Origin of the sequence: Stenotrophomonas sp., assembly GCF_035634915.1 — a bacterium.
Classification (GTDB): domain Bacteria; phylum Pseudomonadota; class Gammaproteobacteria; order Xanthomonadales; family Xanthomonadaceae; genus Stenotrophomonas.
Genome location: NZ_DASQCB010000002.1, coordinates 77,788 through 101,207 on the forward strand (window position 1 = coordinate 77,788; position 23,420 = coordinate 101,207).

24 protein-coding genes and 3 tRNA genes are annotated in these 23,420 nt (G+C 67.3%); 11 read left to right on the forward strand and 16 right to left on the reverse strand.

The annotated features are described in order from the left end of the window. Window positions 1-45: 45 nt before the first annotated feature. The 5 genes from VER16_RS01600 to VER16_RS01620 form a co-directional block, all read right to left on the reverse strand. The gene (locus VER16_RS01600) at window positions 46-396 is read right to left on the reverse strand and encodes a pilin (protein ID WP_324805123.1); all 351 of its coding nucleotides are present in this window, start codon (window positions 394-396) and stop codon (window positions 46-48) included. A 194-nt stretch (window positions 397-590) separates the two neighbouring features. After that, a complete protein-coding gene (locus tag VER16_RS01605; RefSeq protein WP_414716002.1) occupies window positions 591-953 on the reverse strand; it encodes a hypothetical protein in 363 nt (120 codons plus the stop codon). A 60-nt stretch (window positions 954-1,013) separates the two neighbouring features. After that, window positions 1,014-1,412, reverse strand: a complete 399-nt coding sequence (locus VER16_RS01610) for a roadblock/LC7 domain-containing protein (protein WP_324805124.1) — start codon at window positions 1,410-1,412, stop codon at window positions 1,014-1,016. Next, window positions 1,405-1,956: a GTP-binding protein gene (locus tag VER16_RS01615; protein WP_324805125.1), complete on the reverse strand. Its 552-nt coding sequence runs from the start codon at window positions 1,954-1,956 to the stop codon at window positions 1,405-1,407. Before VER16_RS01615 ends, VER16_RS01610 begins: the two co-directional genes overlap by 8 nt. Further along, window positions 1,953-2,519: a hypothetical protein gene (locus VER16_RS01620; RefSeq protein WP_324805126.1), complete on the reverse strand. Its 567-nt coding sequence runs from the start codon at window positions 2,517-2,519 to the stop codon at window positions 1,953-1,955. Before VER16_RS01620 ends, VER16_RS01615 begins: the two co-directional genes overlap by 4 nt. A gap of 389 nt (window positions 2,520-2,908) precedes the next feature. On the opposite strand from VER16_RS01620, the gene VER16_RS01625 reads away from it, so the two are divergent. From VER16_RS01625 to VER16_RS01635, 3 genes are all read left to right on the forward strand, one after another. Next, window positions 2,909-3,568: a response regulator transcription factor gene (locus VER16_RS01625; protein ID WP_324805127.1), complete on the forward strand. Its 660-nt coding sequence runs from the start codon at window positions 2,909-2,911 to the stop codon at window positions 3,566-3,568. A gap of 136 nt (window positions 3,569-3,704) precedes the next feature. Further along, on the forward strand, window positions 3,705-4,217 hold the full coding sequence (locus tag VER16_RS01630; protein WP_414716003.1) for a DUF3011 domain-containing protein: 513 nt from the start codon (window positions 3,705-3,707) through the stop codon (window positions 4,215-4,217). A 140-nt stretch (window positions 4,218-4,357) separates the two neighbouring features. Then, window positions 4,358-4,561, forward strand: a complete 204-nt coding sequence (locus VER16_RS01635) for a hypothetical protein (protein WP_324805128.1) — start codon at window positions 4,358-4,360, stop codon at window positions 4,559-4,561. A gap of 30 nt (window positions 4,562-4,591) precedes the next feature. Here the strand turns inward: VER16_RS01635 and dxs are convergent, their stop codons facing one another. From dxs to VER16_RS01675, 8 genes are all read right to left on the reverse strand, one after another. Then, complete coding sequence (gene dxs, locus VER16_RS01640; RefSeq protein WP_324805129.1) at window positions 4,592-6,499, reverse strand: 1-deoxy-D-xylulose-5-phosphate synthase; 1,908 nt, start codon at window positions 6,497-6,499, stop codon at window positions 4,592-4,594. A gap of 105 nt (window positions 6,500-6,604) precedes the next feature. After that, window positions 6,605-7,270: an HNH endonuclease gene (locus tag VER16_RS01645; RefSeq protein ID WP_079222565.1), complete on the reverse strand. Its 666-nt coding sequence runs from the start codon at window positions 7,268-7,270 to the stop codon at window positions 6,605-6,607. Window positions 7,271-7,575: 305 nt separating this feature from the next. Further along, a complete protein-coding gene (locus VER16_RS01650; RefSeq protein ID WP_324805130.1) occupies window positions 7,576-9,366 on the reverse strand; it encodes an acyl-CoA dehydrogenase C-terminal domain-containing protein in 1,791 nt (596 codons plus the stop codon). A gap of 61 nt (window positions 9,367-9,427) precedes the next feature. Then, a complete protein-coding gene (locus tag VER16_RS01655; RefSeq protein ID WP_324805131.1) occupies window positions 9,428-9,904 on the reverse strand; it encodes an LEA type 2 family protein in 477 nt (158 codons plus the stop codon). 141 nt (window positions 9,905-10,045) lie between these two features. Then, window positions 10,046-10,606 carry a lipocalin family protein gene (locus VER16_RS01660; protein ID WP_324805398.1) on the reverse strand — a complete coding sequence of 187 codons (561 nt, stop codon included), beginning with the start codon at window positions 10,604-10,606 and terminating at the stop codon, window positions 10,046-10,048. Between the two features lie 145 nt (window positions 10,607-10,751). Then, window positions 10,752-10,827: transfer RNA gene (locus tag VER16_RS01665), tRNA-Phe, on the reverse strand. Window positions 10,828-10,899: 72 nt separating this feature from the next. Beyond that, window positions 10,900-10,975, reverse strand: a tRNA-Phe gene (locus tag VER16_RS01670). Window positions 10,976-11,139: 164 nt separating this feature from the next. Next, entirely contained in the window at window positions 11,140-11,979 is an 840-nt protein-coding gene (locus VER16_RS01675) for a methylated-DNA--[protein]-cysteine S-methyltransferase (RefSeq protein WP_324805132.1), read from the reverse strand. 130 nt (window positions 11,980-12,109) lie between these two features. Here VER16_RS01675 and VER16_RS01680 point away from each other — a divergent pair, with 130 nt between their 5' ends. After that, window positions 12,110-12,871, forward strand: a complete 762-nt coding sequence (locus tag VER16_RS01680; protein WP_324805133.1) for an SDR family oxidoreductase — start codon at window positions 12,110-12,112, stop codon at window positions 12,869-12,871. 27 nt (window positions 12,872-12,898) lie between these two features. On the opposite strand, the gene VER16_RS01685 is transcribed toward VER16_RS01680, so the two are convergent. Further along, complete coding sequence (locus tag VER16_RS01685; protein WP_324805134.1) at window positions 12,899-13,363, reverse strand: hypothetical protein; 465 nt, start codon at window positions 13,361-13,363, stop codon at window positions 12,899-12,901. A gap of 125 nt (window positions 13,364-13,488) precedes the next feature. On the opposite strand from VER16_RS01685, the gene VER16_RS01690 reads away from it, so the two are divergent. Together VER16_RS01690 and VER16_RS01695 are read left to right on the forward strand one after the other, a co-directional pair. Beyond that, a complete protein-coding gene (locus tag VER16_RS01690) occupies window positions 13,489-14,250 on the forward strand; it encodes a hypothetical protein (protein ID WP_324805135.1) in 762 nt (253 codons plus the stop codon). 111 nt (window positions 14,251-14,361) lie between these two features. After that, window positions 14,362-14,538: a hypothetical protein gene (locus tag VER16_RS01695; RefSeq protein WP_324805136.1), complete on the forward strand. Its 177-nt coding sequence runs from the start codon at window positions 14,362-14,364 to the stop codon at window positions 14,536-14,538. Window positions 14,539-14,659: 121 nt separating this feature from the next. Here the strand turns inward: VER16_RS01695 and VER16_RS01700 are convergent. Further along, window positions 14,660-14,735, reverse strand: a tRNA-Ala gene (locus VER16_RS01700). A 97-nt stretch (window positions 14,736-14,832) separates the two neighbouring features. On the opposite strand from VER16_RS01700, the gene VER16_RS01705 reads away from it, so the two are divergent. From VER16_RS01705 to VER16_RS01715, 3 genes are all read left to right on the forward strand, one after another. Then, on the forward strand, window positions 14,833-15,123 hold the full coding sequence (locus VER16_RS01705; RefSeq protein WP_324805137.1) for a Rho-binding antiterminator: 291 nt from the start codon (window positions 14,833-14,835) through the stop codon (window positions 15,121-15,123). Between the two features lie 158 nt (window positions 15,124-15,281). Next, window positions 15,282-17,609 (forward strand): TonB-dependent receptor, encoded by a 2,328-nt coding sequence (locus VER16_RS01710; RefSeq protein ID WP_324805138.1) that lies wholly within the window; start codon window positions 15,282-15,284, stop codon window positions 17,607-17,609. Window positions 17,610-17,734: 125 nt separating this feature from the next. Beyond that, window positions 17,735-18,868: a hypothetical protein gene (locus VER16_RS01715; RefSeq protein WP_324805139.1), complete on the forward strand. Its 1,134-nt coding sequence runs from the start codon at window positions 17,735-17,737 to the stop codon at window positions 18,866-18,868. Between the two features lie 86 nt (window positions 18,869-18,954). On the opposite strand, the gene rnd is transcribed toward VER16_RS01715, so the two are convergent. Next, window positions 18,955-20,043, reverse strand: a complete 1,089-nt coding sequence (gene rnd, locus VER16_RS01720) for a ribonuclease D (RefSeq protein WP_324805140.1) — start codon at window positions 20,041-20,043, stop codon at window positions 18,955-18,957. 84 nt (window positions 20,044-20,127) lie between these two features. On the opposite strand from rnd, the gene VER16_RS01725 reads away from it, so the two are divergent. Both VER16_RS01725 and VER16_RS01730 read left to right on the forward strand, forming a co-directional pair. After that, window positions 20,128-21,999: a formylglycine-generating enzyme family protein gene (locus VER16_RS01725; protein WP_324805141.1), complete on the forward strand. Its 1,872-nt coding sequence runs from the start codon at window positions 20,128-20,130 to the stop codon at window positions 21,997-21,999. An 88-nt stretch (window positions 22,000-22,087) separates the two neighbouring features. Beyond that, complete coding sequence (locus VER16_RS01730) at window positions 22,088-22,984, forward strand: M48 family metalloprotease (protein ID WP_324805142.1); 897 nt, start codon at window positions 22,088-22,090, stop codon at window positions 22,982-22,984. Window positions 22,985-23,420 lie beyond the last annotated feature (436 nt).

Here is a 23,420-nt window from a genome sequence, read left to right on the forward strand (position 1 = left end):
GTGTTTCCGGCTGCTTTTACGAATAATGAAATGAGTGCATTTCAGTTAATCCCGGCAATGCGCCGGCAGCAGCATTTCATCCATGCCTTCGCCACGGCAGCGCCACGTGCCGTCAGGCGAGCGCTGCAGCATCAGGGTGCCGCGCAGGTCTGCCGTGGGCCGCAGGTGGCAGACCAGGCGGGCATGGCCGCTGTCCGGCAGGCGTACCCGCAGCTGCGTGCAGAAACGCGCGCTGCCGGGTAGTGCCAGGTGGTGGTCACGGAGGTATAGATTGCTGTCGGCGTAGCTGCGTTCAATCGCAGCGATCGCCCGTGCCAGTGCGCCGGCAGCGTCGTGCAGCTGCGCGCGCTCGCCCAGTGCAGGCGAGCGGATTACCAGGAGGCACAGCAGCGCCAAGGCGCCGCTGATGCCTGTAGTTGCCCACCGCTGCAATGCTGCAGTCGGTCTGCGCGCCGTTCCGGCAGCAGGAGGGTGCATGCGCAGGTCTCCCGTGGTGATGGCGCAGGCAAGGGGTGGGTACCCGGGCCGGGGCCGCTCTCCCCGAGCGGCCCCGGCGCTCCCGTCCCCTGCCATGATCGGTCTGCGTGGTGCTACAGGGCCAGCGAGGTTTCCACATCCAGCACCATGCGCCGGGCCAGGGCCAGGTTGGCCTTCTGCCGGTCCAGCACGACGTAGAAGAACAGGCCCTTCTTGGCCGACACCGGGCGCAGCACGTGGTAGGCGCGCCCCAGAGTGATCAGCACGTCCTCGATGCTGTCATTGAGGTTCAACGCCTCGGCGGTTTTCATCTTCGCGCGCAGCACTTCGGTATTGCCGGCGGCGGCCAGTTCCATGTCCACCCCGGCACCGGCCTCGCCCAGCAGCATGCCGCTTTCGTAGTCGACCAGGGCGACGGCCTGCGCGCCGTTGATCTGCATGAGGGTTTCGAGGCATTTGTTGATGGCTGTGTTCATTTCACGGGTCCGTTGAGGGTGTCTGAAGGTGAAGAGACGCTTGAGCATGGCAATGGACATTCATCCTTTCGCGCTGTCGGCCACGACGCGTACGCATTGCTTGGCGTGCCACAGCACGTTGCCGATCACGCAGCTGTGGTCGCAGGCGGTCATCAGCAGGCGTGGCTGTGCGCCGGGAATGGCCAGCATCAGCACCTTGCCGTGCGCTGCATCGAGGATGAGCGTGTCCAGTTCGCCGAAACGAAGTTCGCGCCCCAGCGCGCCGGCCAGGCCCAGCATGGAGCTGGTCATGGCGGCCAGGCGGTCGGCCGTGTGTCCCTGCGGGCCGTCCTGCGCCAGTGCGAAGCCATCGGTACTGGCAACGACGATGGCCTGGACGCCGGCGACATCGCGGACGAGGGTGCGCAGTGCGGAGGCGATGAGCGGGCTGTCAGGCGTGGCGCGCGCGGAGTCAGCCATGGGCGGCGGCCATTGCGTTGCATTCGATCTGGCTCATCAGCAGGTCCATGGCAGTGATCGACTGCGCCATGTCGCGCGGGTCCAGCAGCAGCACCGGCATGCCACAGGCATGTTCATCCAGCCAGTCCTGCCATGCAGGCAGCACGGGATCGCTGGCAGCGCCACACTTGGTGATGCCGATCACCACTGGCAGCGCCGGATCGGTTTCGGCAATGGCCTGAAGGTGCTGTCCCGCCAGCGTGGCGGCCACCGGTTCGCTGCCGTCCACCAGCACGATGGCGCCTTCGGCTCCGGACAGCAGGATGGGCCACAGGTAGGCAAAGCGCTGCTGGCCGGGCGAGCCATACAGGCGCAGGCGATCACCGCCGGGCAGGTCGATATCGCCGTAGTCCATGGCCACCGTGGTGTACTGCTTGCCTACGCTGGGGTCGGTGTTGCGCGCTTCGGTCACCACTGCGCGGCCCTCGGTGAGGGTCTGCACCAGGGTCGACTTGCCCGCGCCAAGCGGGCCCATTACTACGATCTTGTGCTCACGCACGGTCATGCACTCCAGCGGATGCGCAGCTGGCGCCAGAGGTTGGCCAGGCTGTCGGTGGGGGAGGGGCGAACGGGCACTTCCTCGCCCATGACCGGAAAGGCATAGGCAGTGAGAAACGCGGCGTTGAAGAAGGCCTGCACCGTGTGCGCCTGCATGTCCAGGATCTGGCAGCAGGCCTCCACTGATGCCCCCTGTTTGATCAGCAGCGCGCAGATGCGGAAGTGGTCGGGGCGATGGGCCAGGATGCGGAAGTCCGGCCAGCGCCGCAGGCGCAGACGCGCTTCCATCGGCAACGGCTCGATCAGGCGACCCTGGCCTGCGGTCTGCAGGCCGATATCCCAGAGGGTAGGACGCAGCGGGATGTTGCTGGAAACGAACGCCTTCTGCACGAACGCTTCTTCGCTGACCGGTGCCAGGCGCAAAGGGGGGGGCGCCTTGGACAACAGCTGCCTGAGCAGGGTGAGGGCGACCGGCGCGGGTGCGGTAGTCATCAGACGGTCGTTCTTCGCATCCAGCCAGCACACCGTCGCATCGTCATGCAGCACGGCCGCGAAGGGGGGCCGGTGCATCCCGGGTGTCTCTGTCGTGAGGTGCAGGCGCAGCTGCTGCACGAACGGCAACGCGGCCGCAGGCAAGGTGGCAGGTGCGTTGGGGGGTTGCAGATCCTCGAAAGGATACCGACGGTATCGGACCATGGTGGAATGGGGAGCAACGCGTGGTGGGAGGTCGTTATGTAAACGGCTTTTGTCATGCGTCTCCATGCCATTAATGGGAAAGATGCGTTGCCGCGTGTTTTTTCATAATGCTTGCAGCGCATGCAACAAATAGGAAATCCGAGTGCCGGCTGGAGTTAATGGCCGGTTTCTGGCGATGCGCCGCATTGTTAAGTTGACGCTGCCGTGAAGCGGCACTAGCTTTCTGCGGACGCACTACCGCGCGACAACGCACAGGTCATTCCATGCTCACTCGAATCGTCATCGCGGACGATCATCCGCTGGTCCTGCTGGGCGTCCGTCATGTGATCGAATCCAATGCGCGGCATCGCGTGGTGGCGCAGGCCAGCGATGCCGAAGGGCTGCTGGCGGCGATGGCCGATACCGAGGTGGATCTGGTGGTCACAGACTTCTCGATGCCTGCCGGTGGCCGGCCCGACGGACACGCGATGTTGAAGGCGCTGCGTCGCAATCACCCCCATGTGCCGGTGATCCTGGCGACCGTCACCACCAATGCAGCATCGCTGAACATGGCGCTGCGTGATGGGGTACGTGGGCTGGTCCACAAAGGCAGTGGTATCGAGAACGTGCGTGAGGCCGTCGACACCGTGCTCAGCGGGCGCAGCTATGTCGATCCGGAGCTGGCTTACTGCCTGCAGGACCTCAATCGCGTGCGCTCGCTGTCGGTGCTTTCACCGAAGGAACTGGAAGTCCTGCGCCTGTATGCCGCAGGACAATGCATCACCGCGATCGCCCAGCAGCTGCGGCGCACGGTCAGTACCATCAGCCGGCAGCGGATTTCGGCCATGAGGAAGCTGGGATTCACCAACGATGCGGAGCTGTTCGCCTTTGCGTTCGAACACAATCTGGGTGCGCCGCAAACGCTGGGCAATGGCAAGGACTGATGGTCATGCGCGGGGGGGGACGGTCAGCTGCCAGTGAGGTGCTTGAACGGCGGGGCAGCGCCGGGGCTCTGTGCGCTTTGCTTGCGGGGGCGAATGCCGGATGCTTGCGCCACGGAAATCCATCTGGAGATGTGGAGTGGGCAAGGGAATCCTGGGTATCGCAATTCTGTGTGCCCTGCCGGCATCGTTGCTGGCAGCCGGTGCGGCGCAGGCCCAGCACTACGGGCGTGATGACCATGGCAGTGGCGTGGTGCGCTGCGAATCGATCAAAAACCGCAGCAACGAATGCCGTGTGGACGGACGGGCGCGCTTGATCCGCCAGTTGTCCGGCTCACCGTGCATCGAGGGCCGCACCTGGGGCCAGTCACGCGGCGGGGTCTGGGTCACCCAGGGCTGCCGCGCCGAGTTCGTGGGCGAATCCCGCGGCGGCCGGGGCCACGGCGGCGGCTGGGGCGGCAACGGCGGCCAGATGATCGCCTGTCACTCCAATGATCGCCGGCAGAAGTACTGCGACGCGCGCATCCGCCGCGACGTGCGCCTGGTGCGGCAGGATTCGCGCAGCCCCTGCGTGGAAGGCCGGACCTGGGGCTGGGACCGTCGGGGCGTCTGGGTCAGCGACGGTTGCCGGGCCCAGTTCCAGATCAACTGAGCGGTCGCATCAGGGGGCAGAAAATCAGAGTTCCCTGATGGCGGTCACAGTTCATTCCTCGTATCGTCGGCAGCCGGGGGCAGGGCGCCCCCCCGGTGTACCCACCGTCATCGATACGCTGTTCAAGGAGTGAGCAACGCATGTTGATCCGACTGCAATGTGAGCAGCGCCAGTGGCGCGTGCTGCACCCGGACAAGCCGGAGCCGATCGAGTTCCGCGACGGTGTCCGCGCCTTCGATTTCGCCGAAACCCTCGCGCGCCTGCATTTTACCGACACCGGGCAGCGCGCTGCGGTGCGCGTGGAATCCAGGGGCGCGTTCGTGGAGGCGGTCAGTTACGGGTGATGCCGCCATCCACGCATGGCGTGGATCTACTCAGCTCGCTGCGCTCAGTGGCGGGGTGCCGCTGGCCAGCTTCGGCCAGCGCTTCAGCACGGCCGCACGGATGCCGGCGGCATCGATGCCCGCTTCGGCCAGCAGGTCTTCGCGGCTGGCGTGGTGCTGGAAAGCATCCGGCAGGCCCAGATGCAGGATCGGGCGCAGCACCTCTTCGGCATTCAGCAGCTCGGCCACGGCCGAGCCGGCGCCACCGGCCACCACGTTGTCTTCGATGGTCACCAGGCCGTCGTGGCTGTTGGCCATCGCCAGCACCAGTTCGCGGTCCAGCGGCTTGATGAAGCGCATGTTGACCACGCTCAGGCCCAGTTCGCGGCCCACCTGTTCGGCGGCGCTGACCGTGCTGCCGAACGCAAGCAGGGCGATCCGATGCCCCTGCACGCGCAGCTCGCCCTTGCCGATCGGCAACGTGGACAGATCCGTGCCGGCGTCAACGCCGGTGCCGCTGCCGCGCGGGTAGCGCACGGCGGCCGGGCCCGGGTGCTGCAGGCCGGTGCTGAGCATCTGCCGGCACTCGGCTTCATTGGACGGTGCCATCACCACCATGTTGGGCACGCAGCGCAGGAAGCTCAGGTCGAGGTTGCCGGCATGGGTCGCGCCGTCCGGGCCGACCACGCCGGCACGGTCGATCGCAAACAGCACGTCCAGGTCCTGGATGGCCACGTCATGCACCAGCTGGTCGTAGGCGCGCTGCAGGAAGGTGGAATAGATCGCCACCACCGGCTTGCCACCCTGGGTGGCCATGCCGGCGGCCAGGGTCACCGCATGCTGCTCGGCGATGGCCACGTCGAAGTAGCGTTGCGGGTACTCCCGGCTGAAGCGCACCAGGCCCGAGCCCTCGCGCATGGCCGGGGTGATGGCATACAGGCGCGGCTCGGCGGCGGCGGCATCGCACAGCCAGTCGCTGAAGACGTCGGTGTAGGTCGGCTTCTTGGCGCCGGCCTTGGCCACCAGGCCCTTGTCAGGATCGAACGGGCCGACCGCGTGGTAACCGATCTGGTCGCCCTCGGCCGGCTCGTAGCCCTTGCCCTTGGTGGTCATCACGTGCAGCAGCTTCGGGCCCTTGGAGGCGCGCAGCGTCTTCAGCGTGGACAGCAGGGCGGGCATGTCGTGGCCGTCGATGGGGCCGGTGTAATGGAAGCCCATTTCCTCGAACAGGGTGGACGGCACGAACATGCCCTTCCAGTGTTCTTCCCAGCGCTTGACGAAGCGCGCGGGGTTGTTCTTCTTGTCGCCCAGGATCTTCTTGCCGCCCTCGCGCAGTGCATTGAGGGTGCGGCTGCCGGTGGCGCGGCCGAGCATCTTGGTCAGCCCGCCGACGGCCTCGGAAATGGACATGTTGTTGTCGTTGAGGATCACCAGCAGGTTCGGCTCCGGATCCATGCCACCGGCGTGCATCAGCGCTTCGAAGGCCATGCCGGCGGTCATCGCACCATCGCCGATCACCGCCACCACCTGGCGCTCGTCACCGGCAGCCTGGCGGGCAATGGCCATGCCCAGCGCCGCCGAGATCGAGGTGGAGGAGTGGCCGACGCCGAAGGTGTCGTACTCGCTTTCCTCGCGCTTGGGGAACGGCGCCACGCCGTCCTTCTGCTTGACGGTGTGGATCTCGTCGCGGCGGCCAGTAAGGATCTTGTGCGGGTAGGTCTGGTGGCCGACGTCCCAGACCAGCTGGTCGTGCGGGGTCTGGTACAGGTAATGCAGGGCCACGGTAAGTTCGATCACGCCCAGGCCGGCAGCGAAATGGCCACCGCTCTTGCCCACCGATTCGATCAGGTAGGCGCGCAGTTCATCGGCGACCGCGCGCATTTCGGATTCGTCGAACGTACGCAGGTCATCGGGCGTCTGGATGCGCGCGAGGCGGGGATAGCGGGCAGAGTCGATCATCGTGTTCGCACTTGTTCTGAACGCCCATTTTCGCCCTCAATCGGGGGTGGGGCAAGCAAACGCCGCCGCCCGTGACAGGACGGTGAGGGTCGCCGGGGCCGGTGTTCAGGTGCTGAGCTTGGATCGTTTGGGCAGCTGCGCCTTCAGGAAGGCCATCTGGTCGGCCAGGATGTTGCGGTTGGACAGGATGAGGTGCTCGATCCAGCTGGGCCGGTAGGGGATGGCCAGCAGCGGCATGTTGGCCTGCTGCGGGGTGCGGTTGCTCTTGCGCGAGTTGCACTGGAAGCAGGCGGTGACCACGTTTTCCCAGCAGTCCAGGCCGCCCTTGGACAGCGGCATGACGTGGTCGCGGGTGAGGGTGGGGCGATTGAACTGCTGGCCGCAGTACAGGCACAGGTGGGCGTCGCGGGCGAACAGGGCCGGGTTGGTCAGGTTCGGCGTGGGGTCCGGGGCGCGCGAGCGGGCGTGGCCGCGGGCGGCGATGATCGGATGCAGGTCCATGCCGCTCTGCAGGCCGCTGAGCCGGTTGGTGCCGCCGTGGATGTGCAGGCAAGGGTCGCCCAGTGTCCAGGACACCGCATTGCGGGCGTAGAGACAGGCGGCGTCCTGCCAGGTGATCCAATCCAGGACGCGTCCGTGGGCGTCAAGCGAGAGCAGGCGGACGGTGCCGGGGCGATGCAGCGGGCTGGCATTGGGCGATGACGCGGCGCCCGGAGCAGAAATCGAGGCTCCGGCTTCGATCAGACCCAAGCGTGTAGTGTCTGTCTCCATCGGGAGAACAGCTTATACCCGAATGTTGACGATTTGTGTATCGCCAGTCGGCGATACACAAATCGTCAACATTCGGGTCCGCGCATTCCTCCTATCCCCCGCGCCGTTGGCGCGCGCCCTTAACAAAGGGGGGCTCTCCTCCAGGTGCATCGCGCGGGCTGCCGGGCCGGGGTCGGATCCCTTTCCGCAGGAAAGGGCTCTGACCCCCTTATCCACGCGTGGCGTGGATCTACTGGGATATCCACGCGTGGCGTGGATCTACTGGGATATCCACGCATGGCGTGGATCTACTGGTGAGTGTGGGCTCAGGCGCCGAAGCGCTCGTCGTCCATGGCCATCAGCAGGGCGGCGCCGGCCTGCATCGCGGCGGCGTGGGCGAGGGTGCGCGGCAGCACGCGGGCGAAGTAGAAGCGGGCGGTTTCGCGCTTGCCCTGGGCGAAGGCGGCGCCGTGCGCGCTGGCGTCGGCGGCGGCCACGCTGCGGGCCCACCAGTAGGCCAGCACCACGTAACCCGAATAGAAGAGGTAGTCGTAGCTGGCTGCGCCCAGTTCGTCCGGGTTGCCGGCGGCGCGCTTGAGCACGTCCATCGTCAGCTTGCCCCACTCAGCGGCCTTGGCCTGCAGCGGGCCGATGAACTCGGACAGTGCCTCGTTGCCTTCGTGTTCCTTTGCGAACGCTTCGATCTCGGCCAGCATCAGCTTCAGGCCGGCGCCCTGGCTGGACGCGGTCTTGCGGCCGATCAGGTCCAGCGCCTGGATGCCGGTGGTGCCTTCATACAGCGTGGTGATGCGCGCATCGCGGGCCAGCTGCTCCATGCCGTGTTCGCGGATGTAGCCGTGGCCACCGAAGCACTGCAGGGCGTTGTAGGTGTTCTCGATGCCCCATTCGGTCTGGCAGGCCTTCGAGATCGGGGTGAGGAAACTGACCAGGGTGTCGGCGCGCTCACGCTCGGCGGCATCGTCGGCGCTGTGGGCCACATCGATGAGCGTGGCGGCGTGCAGGGCCAGCAGGCGGCTGCCTTCGACCAGCGACTTGATGGTCAGCAGCATGCGCCTCACGTCCGGGTGCACCAGGATCGGGTCGGCCGCCTTCTCAGGGAATTTGGCGCCGCTGAGTGCGCGCGACTGCAGGCGCTCACGGCTGTACTTCAGCGCGTTCTGGTAGGCGCGCTCGGACAGGCCGATGCCCTGCAGGCCGACACCCAGGCGTGCGGTGTTCATCATGGTGAACATGGCCTGCAGGCCCTTGTGCGGCTGGCCCACCAGGTAGCCCTGCGCACCGTCGAAGTTCATCACGCAGGTGACCGAACCCTTGATGCCCATCTTGTGCTCGATCGAGCCGCAGCGCAGTGCATTGCGCTCGCCGACGTTGCCGTCGCGGTCGACCTTGAACTTGGGGGTGACGAACAGCGAGATGCCCTTGGCGCCCGGAGGGGCGTCGGGCAGCTTGGCCAGCACCAGGTGCACGATGTTCTCGGTCAGGTCGTGCTCGCCGGCGGTGATGAAGATCTTGGTGCCGGTAATCGAGTAGCTGCCGTCGGCGTTCGGCTCGGCCTTGGTCTTCAGCAGGCCCAGGTCGGTGCCGCAATGCGGTTCGGTCAGGCACATGGTGCCGGTCCAGCGGCCCTCGATCAGCGGCTTGAGGAAGGCGTCGTGCTGCCAGGCCTCGCCGTGCTGCTTCAGCGCTTCGATGGCGCCGTGGGAGAGCAGCGGGAAGTTGCCCCAGGCCAGGTTGGCGGCGTTGATCATTTCGTTCAGCGGCACGCCCAAGGTGTGCGGCAGGCCCTGGCCACCCAGTTCCGGTGCGGCGGTCAGGCCGGTCCAGCCACCGTCGACGAACTGGTCGTAGGCCTGCTTGAAGCCGGGCGGGGTGGTCACTTCACCGGTGGCCTGGTCGAGCACGCAGCCGATCTCGTCGCCCACGCTGTTGAGCGGTGCCAGCACGCTGGCGCTGAAACGGCCGGCTTCTTCCAGCACGGCATCGACCACGTCGGCGGTGGCGTCGGTGAAACCCAGGCGGGCGAACAGCGGTTCGACCTTGAGCACGTCGTGCAGGGCGAAACGGAGGTCGGAAAGCGGGGCGGTGTAGCTGCTCATCGGTGACGTCTCGATCAGGACAAAGGGGTGCGGCAGGCGATGCCGCAGCGAAATGAGGAACTCAGCGCAGCACGCCGGGCAGGCCCGGGGCCTGGTTGAGGGTGCTGCGGCCGCTGATGTCGAAGCTGCGCTGCTTCTTTTCCTGCGGGGTGGCGGCCACCGTGCCCTTCAGGCCGTAGGCCAGGGTGCGGTTGCCGGCCAGGGCGTCGGCCACGACCAGGCGCGCGCCGGAGCTGGGCACCAGGGTGAGGTTGATGACGTCGGCCGAGGTGCCGCCAATGGAGATGGCCGGCTTGGCCTGCAGGGTGCCCGCTTCGGTGTCTCCGACGGTCAGGGTCAGCGCCACGTCGTCGAAGGTCATGGGCATCGAGCTGTAGTTCTGCAGGCGCAGCGCCACGGTCCAGTTGCCGTCGGCGCCCACGGTGAGCTGCTGCAGGCTGGCCGCCGGTTCCGAAACACGCTTGACGATGCCATCGCTGCAAGCAGCCAGGGCCAGGGTGCACAGGACGATCAAGGCGAAACGGACACGGTGGAGCATGGGCGCAGGTCCTTTGTAGGGGGTGCGTGGGATAAGCATACTACGGCGTATGGTGGAATGGATCGCCTGTGGCGACCGTTCGCAGAGGGTAGCGCGTGAGGATGACCGCGGGCGCGCGCGAAGCGGCGCCGAAGGCGGGATTCAGTCGGCCGGTGGCGGCGCGGAATCGCGCAGCGGGGCCATCAGCCGCAGCGGCGCCAGGTCGTAACCCATGGCTTCGGCTTTGGCCTTGAGCTGCTCGAACAGGGTGCGGTCCATGTCCGGCAGGCGCGAGAGGATCCACAGATACCTGCGGTCCGGTTCGCCGACCACGGCCCACTGGTAGTCCGGGTCCAGCGCGATCACCCAGTAGTCGGCCCAGACCAGCGGCACCCAGCTCAGCCAGTCGGGAGCGAAGCGCACCTGAAGCTGGCCGGGTTGGCCTTCCACCGGACGGGCGACGCCTTCGGCCACTACCCGTTCGCCATCGCCATTGCGGCAGGCGTTGGTGACGCTGATGCGGCCATCGCGGCGCAGGCCGTAGTTGGCGGTGATCTCGCCCACGCATTGCTTCTGGAACGACACCGGCAGATGCGCGATTTCGTGCCACTGGCCGGCGTAGCGATCGATGTCCAGGGCCTCGACGGCGCGCACGGGTTCAGCGGCGAAGACCGGCGCGGCGGCCAGCAGCAGGCAGGTCAGCAGGGCAGGGCGCAGGCGCATCGGCATGGGCGGGCTCCGGGCGTGGGCTTCGAGCGTAGGCCAGTGGCGGGGGCGGGATGTGAACGGCTGCTCGGCCGACCGCGACGGGTAGCGCCGGCAGCGAAGGGGCAAAAAAAAAGACCTGCATTTCTGCAGGTCTTCAAACTGGTGGCCGAGGACGGAATCGAACCGCCGACACGGGGATTTTCAATCCCCTGCTCTACCAACTGAGCTACTCGGCCAGTTTGGCAGGCCAACCGCGCGGACGCAGTGGCCGGAAAAAAAAGACCTGCATTTCTGCAGGCCTTCGAAAGTGGTGGCCGAGGACGGAATCGAACCGCCGACACGGGGATTTTCAATCCCCTGCTCTACCAACTGAGCTACTCGGCCACTTGTTTCGTTGCAGCGAGGTCGCTGCCGAGGACGCGCATATTACGGAGGTCGACTGCTTTCGGCAAGCGTTTTGGCAAAAAACCTTCACATTGCCGACTGCGTGCGCGCAAGTGCTTGATCCTGCGTGTGCGGGGTAGCGGCGCAGGAGACGGTGCTGGCGTTCAGGCGCTGGCGGGTGCTTCGCGGCGCAGCAGTTCGCGCTTGCGCTCCACGCCCCAGGCGTAGCCGGACAGATCGCCATTGCGGCGCACGACGCGGTGGCAGGGCACGGCCACCGCCAGCGGATTGCTGGCACAGGCGCGGGCCACCGCGCGGCTGGCCCGGGGCGCACCGATGCGCGCGGCGATGTCGGCATAGGACGCGGTCTGCCCTTGTGGAATCTGCTGCAGGGCCTGCCATACCCGCTGCTGGAACGCGGTGCCGCGGATGTCCAGCGGCAGGTTCGCCCCCCGCGCGGGATCTTCCACCAGCCCCACCACCTGCGCCACCCGCTGTTCGTAGCCGGCATCGGCACCGACCAGCTCGGCGCGGCTGAAGCGCTGTTGCAGTGACTGCAGCAATGCGTCCGGGTCATCGCCGAGCAGAATGGCGACCACGCCGATGCCGCTGCTGGCCACCAGCACGCTGCCAAGGGTGGTTTCGGCAATGGCGAAGTGCAGGGTTTCGCCCTGGCCGCCGGCCTGCCAGCGGCGCGGCGTCATGCCCAGCAGGCGCGGGGCGTTCTCGTAGAAGCGGCCGCTGGAACCAAAGCCTGCCTGGTAGAACGCATGGGTGATGCGACCGTGCTGCTGCAGGCCCGCGCGCAGGCGATCGGCGCGCAGCGCAGCGGCGTACTGTTTGGGGGTCACGCCGGTGGCGTCCTTGAACACGCGGTGCAGCTGCGTCGGGCTGCACCCGGCGAGGTCGGCCAGTTGCTGCAGCGTGGGTTCTTCCGCACTGTCCTGCAGGCGGCGGCAGACCCGTTCGACACGGGCATCGGCATGAGGGGTGGAACTGTCCATGGGCGGATTCTGGCATGCGGCAGGTGAGCGGACACTCCGTTTCCTGCCGCGCTGACGAGGGCAGGAAACGGAGTGTCCGCCTGCCGCCGAGACGGCACCGTGGCGGCACTTTCCGCCAACGAGACCGGACATGCGCCTGCACGACAAGATCGCCCTCATCACCGGCGCCAGTGCCGGCATCGGCCGCGCCTGCGCGCTTCGCTTCGCTGCCGAAGGCGCGCGACTGGTGCTCAACGCACGGCGCCTGCAGCCCCTGCAGGAACTGGCCAGCCACATCCGCGGCGCGGGTGGCGAGGTGGTGGTGCATGCCGGCGACGTGGCCGAACCCTCCACCGCGCGGGCCCTGGTCGAGCTTGCACGGCAGGCTCATGGCGGCCTGGACATCGCCATCAACAACGCTGGCATGCTCGGTCCCAGCCGGCCCACGGCCGAGCTGGCGCCCGAGGACTGGCGGCAGGTGATGGCAACCAATCTCGATGCCGCCTTCCATGCCGCCCGTGCGCAGCTGCCAGCGCTGCTGGCCCGCGGCGGGGGATCGCTGGTGTTCATCGGCACCTTTGTCGGCCACACCGTGGGCTTTCCCGGCATGGCCGCCTATGCGGCCAGCAAAGCGGGGCTGGTGGGGCTGAGCCAGGTGATCGCGGCCGAGTACGGGGCGCAGCGCATCCGCAGCAACGTGCTGTTGCCGGGCGGTACCGACACCGAAATGGGTCGGCAGGCGGCAGCCAGCGAGGACGCGCGTGCGTTCGTGCGTTCGCTGCACGCGCTCAAGCGCATGGCCGAGCCGGAGGAGATCGCCAGCGCCGCACTGTTTCTGGCCAGCGACGAGAGCAGTTTTGTTACCGGCAGTGCGCTGCGCGTGGAAGGTGGGGTGTCGATCACCCGCACCTGAGGCGGTGCGGGTCCCGGCGCTGCGGGATCACGGCGCCAACTGCACCTGGCCCGGGTCGGTCACGCGGATATGCGTCTGGTAGTAGTACTTGTTGCTCGGCTTGCCGTTGGCGCTGATGAAGGCGATGCGGACCCGGTGTGCAGTGCCATTGACCAGGATCCGCTGGCCCTGCAGCGTGGCGAGCTTCACGCCCAGCGTGTCTTCCAGTGCGGGCTGCAGCGCCGGGCTGATCGCCAGTGAGATGTTCAGCGGATGGCGGTAGTCGCGTTCGCTGTTGAGGTAGAGGGTGCCGTGGTCGCTGCCGATGGCCTGCACGGCCAGGGCGAAGGTGCCGGTGATGCCGCGCGCTGGATCGTCCTGCGCGGCGCGAACGGCCGCGTCGGCAACGATCACGCCGGGTGCCGGTGGCACCTGCGTGGTCTGGCGGTGGGCGCAGCCGCTGGCCAGCAGCAGGGGAATGAACAGCGAAGCAAGCAGGGAAGTACGGGTCATGGCGCATCCTTGTGCGGTTGGGGTGCACCGAGTGTGGCCGCGTGCAGCTGCCACACACAAGCCTGCTGTCCAGATGGGAGGCGGATCGGTCATGCTGGGCGCCTATCGCATTGACAGGAAAGGGCATGCATCAGAGCGCTGCCGTCCACGCCATTGATTGGGGCGCGCTGCAGGGGGCCTATGGCGACGCTGCCGAGGCCGGCCAGCTGCTGGAGGCGCTGACCGATCCTGCGCATGGGCAGGACTGGAACGACATCTGGTCGCACTTGTGCCACCAGGGCACGGTCTACACCGCCAGCCATGCCGCGCTGCCGGTACTGCTGGCGATTGCCCGCCAGCCCGGACGCCACGACCGTGATGATCCGCTGCTGTTGGCTGGGGCGATCGTGGCCGGCTCGGCCACCGGCGATCCGGGGCTGAAGGCGCATGGCGACGTCATCCAGGCGCTGCGCGGGCACGTGCAGCAGCGGCTGCAGGACACCGGAGACGATGCGGTGCCGCTGTCTGCCGACGGGCATGGTGAGCGTGGTTGGCTGCGCCAGGCCTGGCTGGGGCTGAGCGGGGAAAAAGCCTGGTCGCAGCACCTGGGCCGGCTTGCAGAAGGCGAAATCGTCGGCGAGTGCGTGGCCTGCATGGCCGATCTGTACTGCACGCTGGATGCTGAAGCGCCGTATGTCTGCCATGAGGACCCGGTGTCCGGCACTCCGTCGGCGACCCGCGCGCTGCTGCCGGGTGAGCCGGTGGGCGTGGCCGAGCACTGGTTGCTGCAGCAGGTGCGCAGCGACGGCGATGCCCGTGCCGAGCACCTGCTGGCGCTGGCCTTCGGCCATTCCACCTGCAGCGCCTGCGGGCACCCGTTTGCCGTGCGCGAGTGCTTGCAGGATTGAGTGCCGCGTTGTTCGTGCACGCGCCGCTCGCGGTGGCGTGACTGCCACATCACTGGCGCGCGCCCAGCATGGCAGGGCCAGACCGGCCTGTTGCCGGCGGGAACGTCCCCGATGAATGACAAGCAGAACCCCAACCAGCAGCAGGCCCGTGAGGGTGCGCAGGAGAGCCGCCAGGATCGTCGCCAGGATGAGGTCGCAAAGCAGCGGCCCGGCCAGCAGGACCAACAGGTGCATGACGCGCATTCGCGCCGCCCGCATCGGAAAGACGGCAGCCAGGAGCCGGGCTGAGTGGGGCGCAGGAGGGGGGCGCGCGACTTCCGGGGGTGCGTCGGGCACCAGCGTGTCCCTGCTGCCGGGGCCCAAAGAAAAAGCCCGCAGATCGTTGCGATCTACGGGCTTCTCTGAAAAGTGGTGGAGCCAAGGAGGATCGAACTCCTGACCTCGTCATTGCGAACGACGCGCTCTCCCAGCTGAGCTATGGCCCCACGGCGGGGCCAGTGTAGCGCCGCCGTCTGGGCTTGCCAAGCAGCGCCCCGGCTGGCATGTCACCCTGCGCGCTCAGCCGCCCCGTGAGAACGCCACATGACCGACTACCAGCCGCTGGATTGCGACCTGCACGATGTGCTGGAGATCGCCTGCCTGCACCGGGCCCTGCTGCAGGTCGAGCTGCGCGACGGCCGCCGCTTCGTGGCGCGTGCGCGCACCACCGAGAGCACAGCGGACAAGGAGGAATTCCTGCTGCTGGACGCACCTGAGGGTGAGCACCGCATCCGCCTGGACCACCTGCATGCGGTGGCGACCGTGAGCGCCGACGGCCAGCCGGGTGCGCGCACGGTGCTCGGGTCGGGGCCTTCCGGCGCGGCGCAGGAATAGGGCGCTGGCGCACTTTGCAGCAGCAGGCGGGAAGCTGACTGCGACGGGGTGCGCAACGAAATCGTAACAATCCGGGCGATAATGGACGCTTGCGCAGTGTTCCCCCTCTCTACCGCCCGGCCCGCGCAGGCCGCACGGATGCCTCCTCAGAGCTCTCGATGCCTTCCCATACCGATTCCCGCCATTCGTCGGGCCTGTCGTCCTTCGTCTCCTTCCGTCGCCACCCGCTGGCCCTGGCCTGCGCCAGCCTGGCCCTGGCCGCCAGCTTCGGCGCGGCCGCGCAGGACGCCGCGCCGAGCGCGACCGCGCTGGACACGATCACCGTGACCGCCGAGCACCGCGAACAGAACCTGCAGGACGTGCCGGTGTCGGTGGGCGTGGTGCAGGGCGAGCGCATGCGTGACTTCACCGCCGGCGGCGACGACACCCTGCTGGCGCTGTCCGGCCGCGTGCCGAGCCTGTATGCGGAAACCACCACCGGCCGCATTTTCCCGCGCTTCTACATCCGCGGCCTGGGCAACATCGATTTCTATCTGGGTGCTTCGCAGCCGGTGTCGATCATCCAGGACGACGTGGTGCTGGAACACGTGGTGCTGAAGTCCAACCCGGTCTATGACGTGGACCAGGTGGAAGTGCTGCGCGGCCCGCAGGGCTCGCTGTTCGGCCGCAACACCACCGCCGGCATCGTCAAGTTCGATACGCTCAAGCCCACCGATGAGTACACCGGTCGCGTCAGCGCCAGCTACGCCAGCTACAACAGTGTCTCGCTCGATGGTGGCTTCGGTGGCCCGATCAACGACGTCGCTTCGTTCCGCGTGTCGGCCCTGTACCAGCACCGCGACGATTACGTCGACAACACCTACACCGGCCCCAGCGCCGATGGCACGGTCAGCCCGAAGAAGAACGCGATGGGCGGCTTCGACGACCGCAACGTACGCGCGCAGCTGCTGCTCAAGCCCAGCGACCAGTTCTCGATCCTGGCCTCGGCACACGCCCGCGACTACGACGGCACCTCGACCCTGTTCCTGCGCAACGCGCTGACCAAGGGCTCGAACCAGACCGACGTGCCGCGCGACAAGGTCGCCTACGACGAAGCCGACAACAACCCGCAGGCCTACAAGACCTACGGCGGCTCGGTGAAGGCGCGCTACGACTTCGGCGCGGTCGATTTCACCTCGATCACCGCCTACGAAACCACCTCTGGTTACAGCCGTGGCGACACTGACGGCGGCGCCGCGGTGAATTTCCCGGTCAACGGTGTGCCGAACGGCTACGGCCAGTCGATGGGCCAGATCCGCGACCTGGACCAGTGGACCCAGGAATTCCGCCTGGCCAGCCATGATGACAACGCCCTGCAGTGGCAGGCCGGTGCGTTCTACTTCAACGGCAGCGATACCACTGATTTCTACCAGCGCGCGTGGTTCCTGCAGGGCGCCGCCCGCAACCCGAACAACTGGGTGCGCCTGCGCAACAAGAACACCTCGTGGGCCGGTTTCGGCCAGATCAGCTACGCCTTCACCGACAGGTTCAGCATCACCGCTGGCCTGCGCCAGACCAAGGACGAGAAGCACACCCGCCTGCTGAAGACCGCTGACACCGCTGCCGGCGTGGTCACCTACAAGGGCCGTACGGACGTGAAGATGTCCGACACCACCCCGAGCTGGGACCTCAGCGCGATGTACCAGTTCAACCCGAACGTGAGCGTCTACGCGAAGGTGGCACGTGGCTTCCGCGGCCCGACGATCCAGGGCCGTTCGGCCGTGTTCAACGCCGACTTCACCACCGCCGATTCGGAAACGATCCTGTCGTGGGAAGCGGGCGTGAAGAGCAGCCTGTGGGACAACCGTCTGCGCCTGAACGCTACTGCATTCACCTACACCGTCAACGACATCCAGCTCAACGGCAACGATTCGGACGGCAACGGCGTGCTGTTCAACGCCGACAAGGCCAAGGCCTACGGCTTTGAAGCCGACATGGAACTGCGCCCGATCCCGAACCTGACCCTGAGCGCCGGCCTGAGCCTGCTGCACAGCGAGATCCAGGACAAGCGCGTGTATGCGCAGGTCTGCGCGCTGAACGGCGCCGTGGTGTGCACCGTGAACGACCCGACCATCAAGGTCGGTGCGAACACCTTCGCCCAGATCGACGGCAACCCGCTGCCGAACGCGCCGAAGTACAACGTGAACTTCGCTGCACGTTACGACTTCCCGGTCAGCGACGCCGGCACCATGTTCGTGTCCACCGACTGGAACAAGCAGGGTTACACCAGCTTCGTCCTGTACGACAGCAAGGAGTTCAACTCCAAGGGTGATTTCGAAGGCGGCCTGAAGCTGGGTTACTCCGGCAACTACGGTGCCTACGAAGTGGCACTGTTCGCACGCAACATCACCAACGAGAAGAACCTCAAGGGTGTGATCGAGAACTACATGGCCGCGGTCTACAACGAACCGCGCACCGTGGGTGTCTCGCTGAACATGAACTGGTAAGCACCGGTTCCATGCGCGACCGGCAACGCCCCGCAGCTGCGGGGCGTTGTCGTTTCCCGGGCCGGCGTGCCGTGGGGTGTGCGGGGCATGCTATTTTCGCCCGCCATGTTGAAAGGATCTCGACCATGCTGGAGTCGCTGTACCAGACCCATGCCGACCCGGCTGTTGCACTCGCGCTGCAGGCCAGGTGCGAGGCGCAGGTGTCCAGCTGGCGCTGGGCAACCGAATCGATGGGGTTTGTCACCCCCGAGCCGCGCGAATCGAGCGGACGGCCGCGGCCGCGCTGGGTTGCCGACAGCAAGGTGGTCGCGAGCAGGCATGTACAGCACGGGCTCGATGACCAGGGGCGCATCGTGTTCGAGCGCGGCCCGTCCGGTCGCATCGGCGTGTGGCTGCACCAGCAGGACTGCCGCCACTACCTTACCTTCCATGGCGGAGGACATATCAGCGACGCCTGGGAATTCCGCGAGGAAGGCGGACGCCTGCAGGCATTGGACCTGGTGGACAAAGGCCGCGGCATCGACCGCACCTACCACTGGGAAGGCGATCAGCTGCAGCGGGAGGTAATGCGCAACTGGAGTGCCTCGGAACGGACCTGGTGGTGCCAGAACGTCTTCAGCTACAACCACGCTGGCCAGTTGGACCGCGTCGTGCTGGAGTACCTGGACAGGAATGGCCGAGCCACCGGCCAGCGCCGGCTGCAGTACCAGCGGCCGCGGCCGGGTGAAACCCTGGCCACGGTCACCGCCGAGGTGGAGCGGCGCCTGACCGACGCCATCGCGGCGCAGCTGCCGCGCATTCCGCGTGACGAGCCGCTGTACTGCCTTCTGCTGTGCTTCACCGAGTGCGATTTCACATCCGCCTGGCCGCCCTTCCTGATGTGGGGCCGGCAGTCCTATCGCGAGGCAGTGACGGCCCGGGGAGAGGACGTGGCGTATTACCTGTGGGCGCCGGACGAGATGCGCGGCATGCAAGGCGATGCCGCGGAGTGCTGGTTCGACGATGAGGCGCTGGTTGAAGCCTGCAAGCGGCATTCGCAGTACATGGAACTGCGCAGCAGCGATGCTTCGGCCAAGCGGGTGCTGAAGAACGTAGCCGCCTGGCTGGATGCACCCGAGCATCACGCGCTGCTCAACATCACCGATGATTTTGTGGTGGTTGTGGCCGACAACACGGGAAGCGTTGATCCGCTGCCCGGCCTGCGCCGGGCAATCGGGCCGGAGCGGTGGGCGCGGTTGAAGGGACGTGGTTACGTCTGAGCGATGCTCCGGACGGCGGAGCCGAGGCGGTACAAACTCCGCGCTGCGCGCGATAGTCGACCAGCGGTCGACTCCACCCAGCCGGGCTACCGTGAGGATGGCGCCGGCAGCAGTGCCTGCAGGCGGGCTTCCAGTTCCCGCTGGCGCCAGCCTGCCAGCGCGGCCGGCCACTGGCGACGCTCCAGGTAGCTTTCCAGATGCTTGCGCGAGGCCAGTACACCATCGGCCAGGCCCAGCTCGCGGCTGCGTTCGGCCACGGCGTCCTGCAGCTTCTTGATGGTCTTCTTGTCGGTATCGCTGGCCTGCATTGCCAGCGGTGCATCGGCTTCATCGTCCAGCGGCGTGGACAGCGCCTGCCAGACCGCGCCGGCCAGCTTGCGCGGGGCCTTCGGGAACTGCTCGAACAGCTTGCCCAGTGCGGCCGCATCGGACGGGGGCGTGCGCGCCAGGGTGGCGGCCAGCTCGTTGTCCAGGATCCAGCTGCGCGGGCGGTCGCTGCTGCGCGCCTGCACGTCGCGCCAGCGCAGCAGGCGCAGCAGGCGGTGCTGGGCCGGCGCATCGAGGAACTGCGCCGCACGCATGCCCAGGTGCGGCCAGGGCTCTTCATCGTTGGCGACGCTGGCCAGCAGGCGCTCACCATCGTCGTGCAGCCACTGCTGGCGGCCCAGCGCCTGCAGCTTGCCGTCGATCGCATCATGCAGCGCGAACAGGTGCTCGACGTCGTCAGCGGCGTACTGCAGCTGGGAGTCGGACAGCGGCCGACGCATCCAGTCCGAACGGGTTTCGCCCTTTGCCAGGGCGACACCGGTGATTTCCTGCACCAGCTTCTGGTAGCCCATGCCGGCCCCGATGCCGGCCAGCGCCGCGCCGATCTGGGTGTCGAACAGCGGCCGCGGCAGCACGCCGCAGGTCCACTTGAAGGCCACCAGGTCTTCGCTGGCGCTGTGCATCACCTTGGTGATGGATTCGTCGGCCAGCCACGGCACCAGCGCTTCTGGCATGCCGGGAATGAGCGGGTCGATCAGCAGGATGTCTTCGCCGACGGCCATCTGCACCAGCGCAAGCTGCGGCCAGAAGGTGCGTTCACGGATGAATTCGGTGTCCAGGCCGATGCGGCTCGGGCGCTGCTGGCGGTACGTGTCCAGCTCGGCGGGGGTGGTGATCCAGGTTGCCACGGGTCAGGGCCTACTACTCGGGTTTGCTCAGGCAGGGGAGAATAGCCTAACGTCGGTCCGCGTCCGTGTTGAAGGAGCCCCCGCTTGCGTTTTCCGCTGTCGTCCGTGCTGTGCGCCGCCTTGGCTGTGGCCCTGGCCGGCTGCACGCCATCGCCTCCGGTGCCTGACACGGGCGGTGATGCGCCGCGCCCGGCCAAGGTCGATCCGGACGCCGCGGCGGGGCAGGGCACGGTGACCATCGCCGATGACAATGCCGCCGAAGACATCCAGCAATGGATTCCGCCCCGGGTGGACCGGCAGCAGCGCAGCCAGGCCCAGCTGCGCCGTGCCGCCGAGCAGGCCTTTGCCCGTGACCACCTCTATGAGGATGCCGATGCCGCCATACCGCTGTGGCTGGCCGTGCAGGAGCAGGACCCCGACGACCGCCAGGCCCGCGCCGGCCTGCAACGGGCCCGGCAGCGCCTGCTGCAGCAGGCCGACACGCTGCTGGCGCGTCCGCTGAAGCAGCGCGAAGCACTGGTCGAGGCGGGCCGTCAGGCACTGGTGCTGCTTACGCTGGCGCCCAAGGACGAAAAGGTGCGGGCGCTGCAGGGCCGGGTCGAGACCGCACAGCGCGCGGTGGCCTACAACCGTGCCGGCGAGGACGATCTGCGCGCGGACCGCATCGGCGAGGAGGGTGACGGCGCCATTGCCAATTTCCGTGAAGCGCTGGCCCTGGACGAGGACAACCGGCGTGCGCGGCAGGGCCTGGCAGCGGCCGAGAGTGGCCTGATCCGCCGCGCCGAGGACGCCGCGCGCGCGCGCGACTTCGCCAGTGCCGGTGCCTGGCTGGCCGAGGCGAGCAAGGTGCGCGATTCGTCGCCGACCATTGCCGATGCCTTCGAGCGCATTGAACAGATCCGCGCGGCCGCGCTGGTGCAGCTGCGCGACGCCGGACTGCGCGATCTGGCCACCGCCCAGGGCCTCAAGCCGGCGCGTGAGAAGCTGGCCGAGGCGCTGCGCATCGCCCTGCCGGGTGACCCGGTGGTGGCGCAGCTGCGCGAGCGCATCGACCTGGCCACCCATTACGGCAGCTTCCGCCCCGGCCAGGTGTTCAGCGATGCGCTGCGCGACGGCGGTCGCGGCCCGCAGATGATCGTGGTGCCGCATGGCGGCTTCCAGATGGGCGCAGGAGATGCCGAGCCCGGTGCCACCGACGCCGAGCGGCCCTCGCACTACGTACGCTTCGAGCGCGGCTTTGCGATGGCCATCACCGAGGTCACCGTGAGCGATTTCGAGCGCTACGTGAAGGCGACCAATGCGCGACCGCGCGCCACCCGGCGTGGCCACTCGGTGGTCTACGATGAGCGCAGCGGCAACTTCATCCGCCGCAGTGGCGTGGACTGGCGCTCGGATTACGACGGCAGCCGGGCGATGGGCAATTCGCCGGTGATGCACGTGAGCGTGCGTGATGCAGAGAACTACGCTACGTGGCTGTCCGAGCAGACCGGTCGCTCCTACCGCCTGCCCAGCGAAGCCGAGTTCGAATACGCGATGCGCGGTGGCAACAGTGGCCGCTACCCCTGGGGCGATGCTGGCCTGCCGCCGGAAGGCAGCGGCAACTACACCGGCAGCCGCGATACCTCGCCCTCGGGCCGGCACTGGCACAACGCCTTTGTCGGCTATGGCGATGGCTGGTGGGGGCCGGCACCGGTAGCCAGCTTCCAGGCCAATGCCTACGGCCTGCACGATCTGTCCGGCAACCTCAGCGAATGGGTGGCCGACTGCTGGCACGCCAGCTACCGGCGTGCGCCATCCGACGGCGCGGCCTGGTTCAACCCCGGCTGCCGCTCGCGGGTGATCCGCGGAGGCAACTGGGCCAATGCCCCGGAACAGACCCGCGCGGCCTGGCGCCAGTCGCAGGATTCAGACACCACCAGCGCACGCATCGGCTTCCGTCTGGTGCGCGGTATCTGAGACGGCCCGGACTTCACCTGCCATCGGCGGCGGCGGACTAAGATTGCGCCGTGCCCGCCGGCCGGCGGGGGCTGCTGGAAGACCCTTCATGCGCAACGATCCCTTTTCCCGCTCGCCGCAACAGGGCCGCCGGCGCGGCCTGTTCGGCAACATCCGCTGGTGGGTGCTGCTGCTGGCGGCAGGCTATGCGGCGTTCTACTGGTTTTCCAACCGCACCGTGGATCCCTACACCGGCGAGAAGGTGCTGATCGACAGCACGCTCGACGCCAGCCAGGAAAAGGCGCTGGGCCTGCAGGCCTACCAGCAGATCCTGTCGCAGGAGCGGCCGCTGGATCCCAACGCACAGATTTCGCGTGACATCCGCGCCATCGCCCAGCGGCTGATCGCCAAAGTGGACGTGGTGGAGACCGCCCTGGCGCAGGAACACGGGTTGCAGCCGGGGCATTTCTCCCGCGATTTCGAGTGGGAGGTCAACGTCATTCCGTCTGATCAGGCCAACGCGTTCTGTCTGCCGGGCGGCAAGATGGCGGTGTACACGGGGCTGGTGCCGGTGGCGCGCACGACCGACGCGATGGCGGTAGTGATGGGCCATGAAATTGCCCATGCCTTGCTGCGCCATGGTGCACAGCGGATGGCGCAGCAGAAGCTGACCCAGATCGGACAGGTGGCAGGCGCGGCCAGCGGCATGGATGCGCAGCAGCAACAGATGATGATGTCGGCGATGGGCTATGGCTATCTGCTGCCATACGCGCGCAGCCATGAGACCCAGGCCGATGAAGTGGGCCTGATGCTGGCGGCGGCCGCGTGTTTCGATCCGCGCGAGGCGGTGCCGCTGTGGCAGCGCATGGGCCAGGCCAGCGGCGGGCAGTCGCCGCCGGAGTTCGCCTCGACCCATCCCAATCCGGGTACGCGCATCCAGAACCTGCAGGCGCTGCTGCCCAAGGCGCTGGAGTACCGGCAGAAGTTCTGCGAGCAGGCAAAGTAGGGGGGGGTGTTTTGCAGGGCTTGCAGCCCTGCACCTGCCGAAGCCACGGCAAAGTCCACGGTAAAGTCAAAAGCGAGCTATCCGTGGGTTGGCGGGGTGGGTCCGGTTGCGGGGGACGGCGTGAATACGTCCATGTAGCCTCGGTCGCGCCATCCATGGCGCTCACGCCCCCGCAACCGGACCCACCCCGCCTTCGACAGATCTCCGCGATCTGTCGGAACGGCGCTCTGCTCTGGTGGGTGTCGACCTCGGTCGACGCAGTAGATCCACGCCATGCGTGGATGAATTCATTCGATATCTGAAAGATGTGTCGACCAAGGTCGACACCTACCAAAAGTCGCGCATCGCCGTTGCCAACAGCCGCGTGAACCTGTCGAAGGCGGGGCACTGTGGGTTTGCGGGGTGTGAGCCGCATGGATGCGGCGACCGAGCCTAC

Coding starts and splice junctions, on each gene's coding strand:
- VER16_RS01605 (WP_414716002.1), bottom strand. CDS start 953: ATGAACACAGCCATCAACAAATGCCTCGAAACCCTCATGCAGATCAAC.
- VER16_RS01645 (WP_079222565.1), bottom strand. CDS start 7,270: ATGGAGACAGACACTACACGCTTGGGTCTGATCGAAGCCGGAGCCTCG.
- VER16_RS01660 (WP_324805398.1), bottom strand. CDS start 10,606: ATGCGCCTGCGCCCTGCCCTGCTGACCTGCCTGCTGCTGGCCGCCGCG.
- VER16_RS01685 (WP_324805134.1), bottom strand. CDS start 13,363: ATGACCCGTACTTCCCTGCTTGCTTCGCTGTTCATTCCCCTGCTGCTG.
- VER16_RS01610 (WP_324805124.1), bottom strand. CDS start 1,412: ATGGCTGACTCCGCGCGCGCCACGCCTGACAGCCCGCTCATCGCCTCC.
- VER16_RS01650 (WP_324805130.1), bottom strand. CDS start 9,366: ATGAGCAGCTACACCGCCCCGCTTTCCGACCTCCGTTTCGCCCTGCAC.
- VER16_RS01715 (WP_324805139.1), top strand. CDS start 17,735: ATGCTGGAGTCGCTGTACCAGACCCATGCCGACCCGGCTGTTGCACTC.
- VER16_RS01655 (WP_324805131.1), bottom strand. CDS start 9,904: ATGCTCCACCGTGTCCGTTTCGCCTTGATCGTCCTGTGCACCCTGGCC.
- VER16_RS01730 (WP_324805142.1), top strand. CDS start 22,088: ATGCGCAACGATCCCTTTTCCCGCTCGCCGCAACAGGGCCGCCGGCGC.
- VER16_RS01690 (WP_324805135.1), top strand. CDS start 13,489: ATGCATCAGAGCGCTGCCGTCCACGCCATTGATTGGGGCGCGCTGCAG.
- VER16_RS01625 (WP_324805127.1), top strand. CDS start 2,909: ATGCTCACTCGAATCGTCATCGCGGACGATCATCCGCTGGTCCTGCTG.
- VER16_RS01705 (WP_324805137.1), top strand. CDS start 14,833: ATGACCGACTACCAGCCGCTGGATTGCGACCTGCACGATGTGCTGGAG.
- VER16_RS01675 (WP_324805132.1), bottom strand. CDS start 11,979: ATGGACAGTTCCACCCCTCATGCCGATGCCCGTGTCGAACGGGTCTGC.
- VER16_RS01710 (WP_324805138.1), top strand. CDS start 15,282: ATGCCTTCCCATACCGATTCCCGCCATTCGTCGGGCCTGTCGTCCTTC.
- dxs (WP_324805129.1), bottom strand. CDS start 6,499: ATGATCGACTCTGCCCGCTATCCCCGCCTCGCGCGCATCCAGACGCCC.
- VER16_RS01695 (WP_324805136.1), top strand. CDS start 14,362: ATGAATGACAAGCAGAACCCCAACCAGCAGCAGGCCCGTGAGGGTGCG.
- VER16_RS01615 (WP_324805125.1), bottom strand. CDS start 1,956: ATGACCGTGCGTGAGCACAAGATCGTAGTAATGGGCCCGCTTGGCGCG.
- VER16_RS01620 (WP_324805126.1), bottom strand. CDS start 2,519: ATGCACCGGCCCCCCTTCGCGGCCGTGCTGCATGACGATGCGACGGTG.
- VER16_RS01635 (WP_324805128.1), top strand. CDS start 4,358: ATGTTGATCCGACTGCAATGTGAGCAGCGCCAGTGGCGCGTGCTGCAC.
- VER16_RS01680 (WP_324805133.1), top strand. CDS start 12,110: ATGCGCCTGCACGACAAGATCGCCCTCATCACCGGCGCCAGTGCCGGC.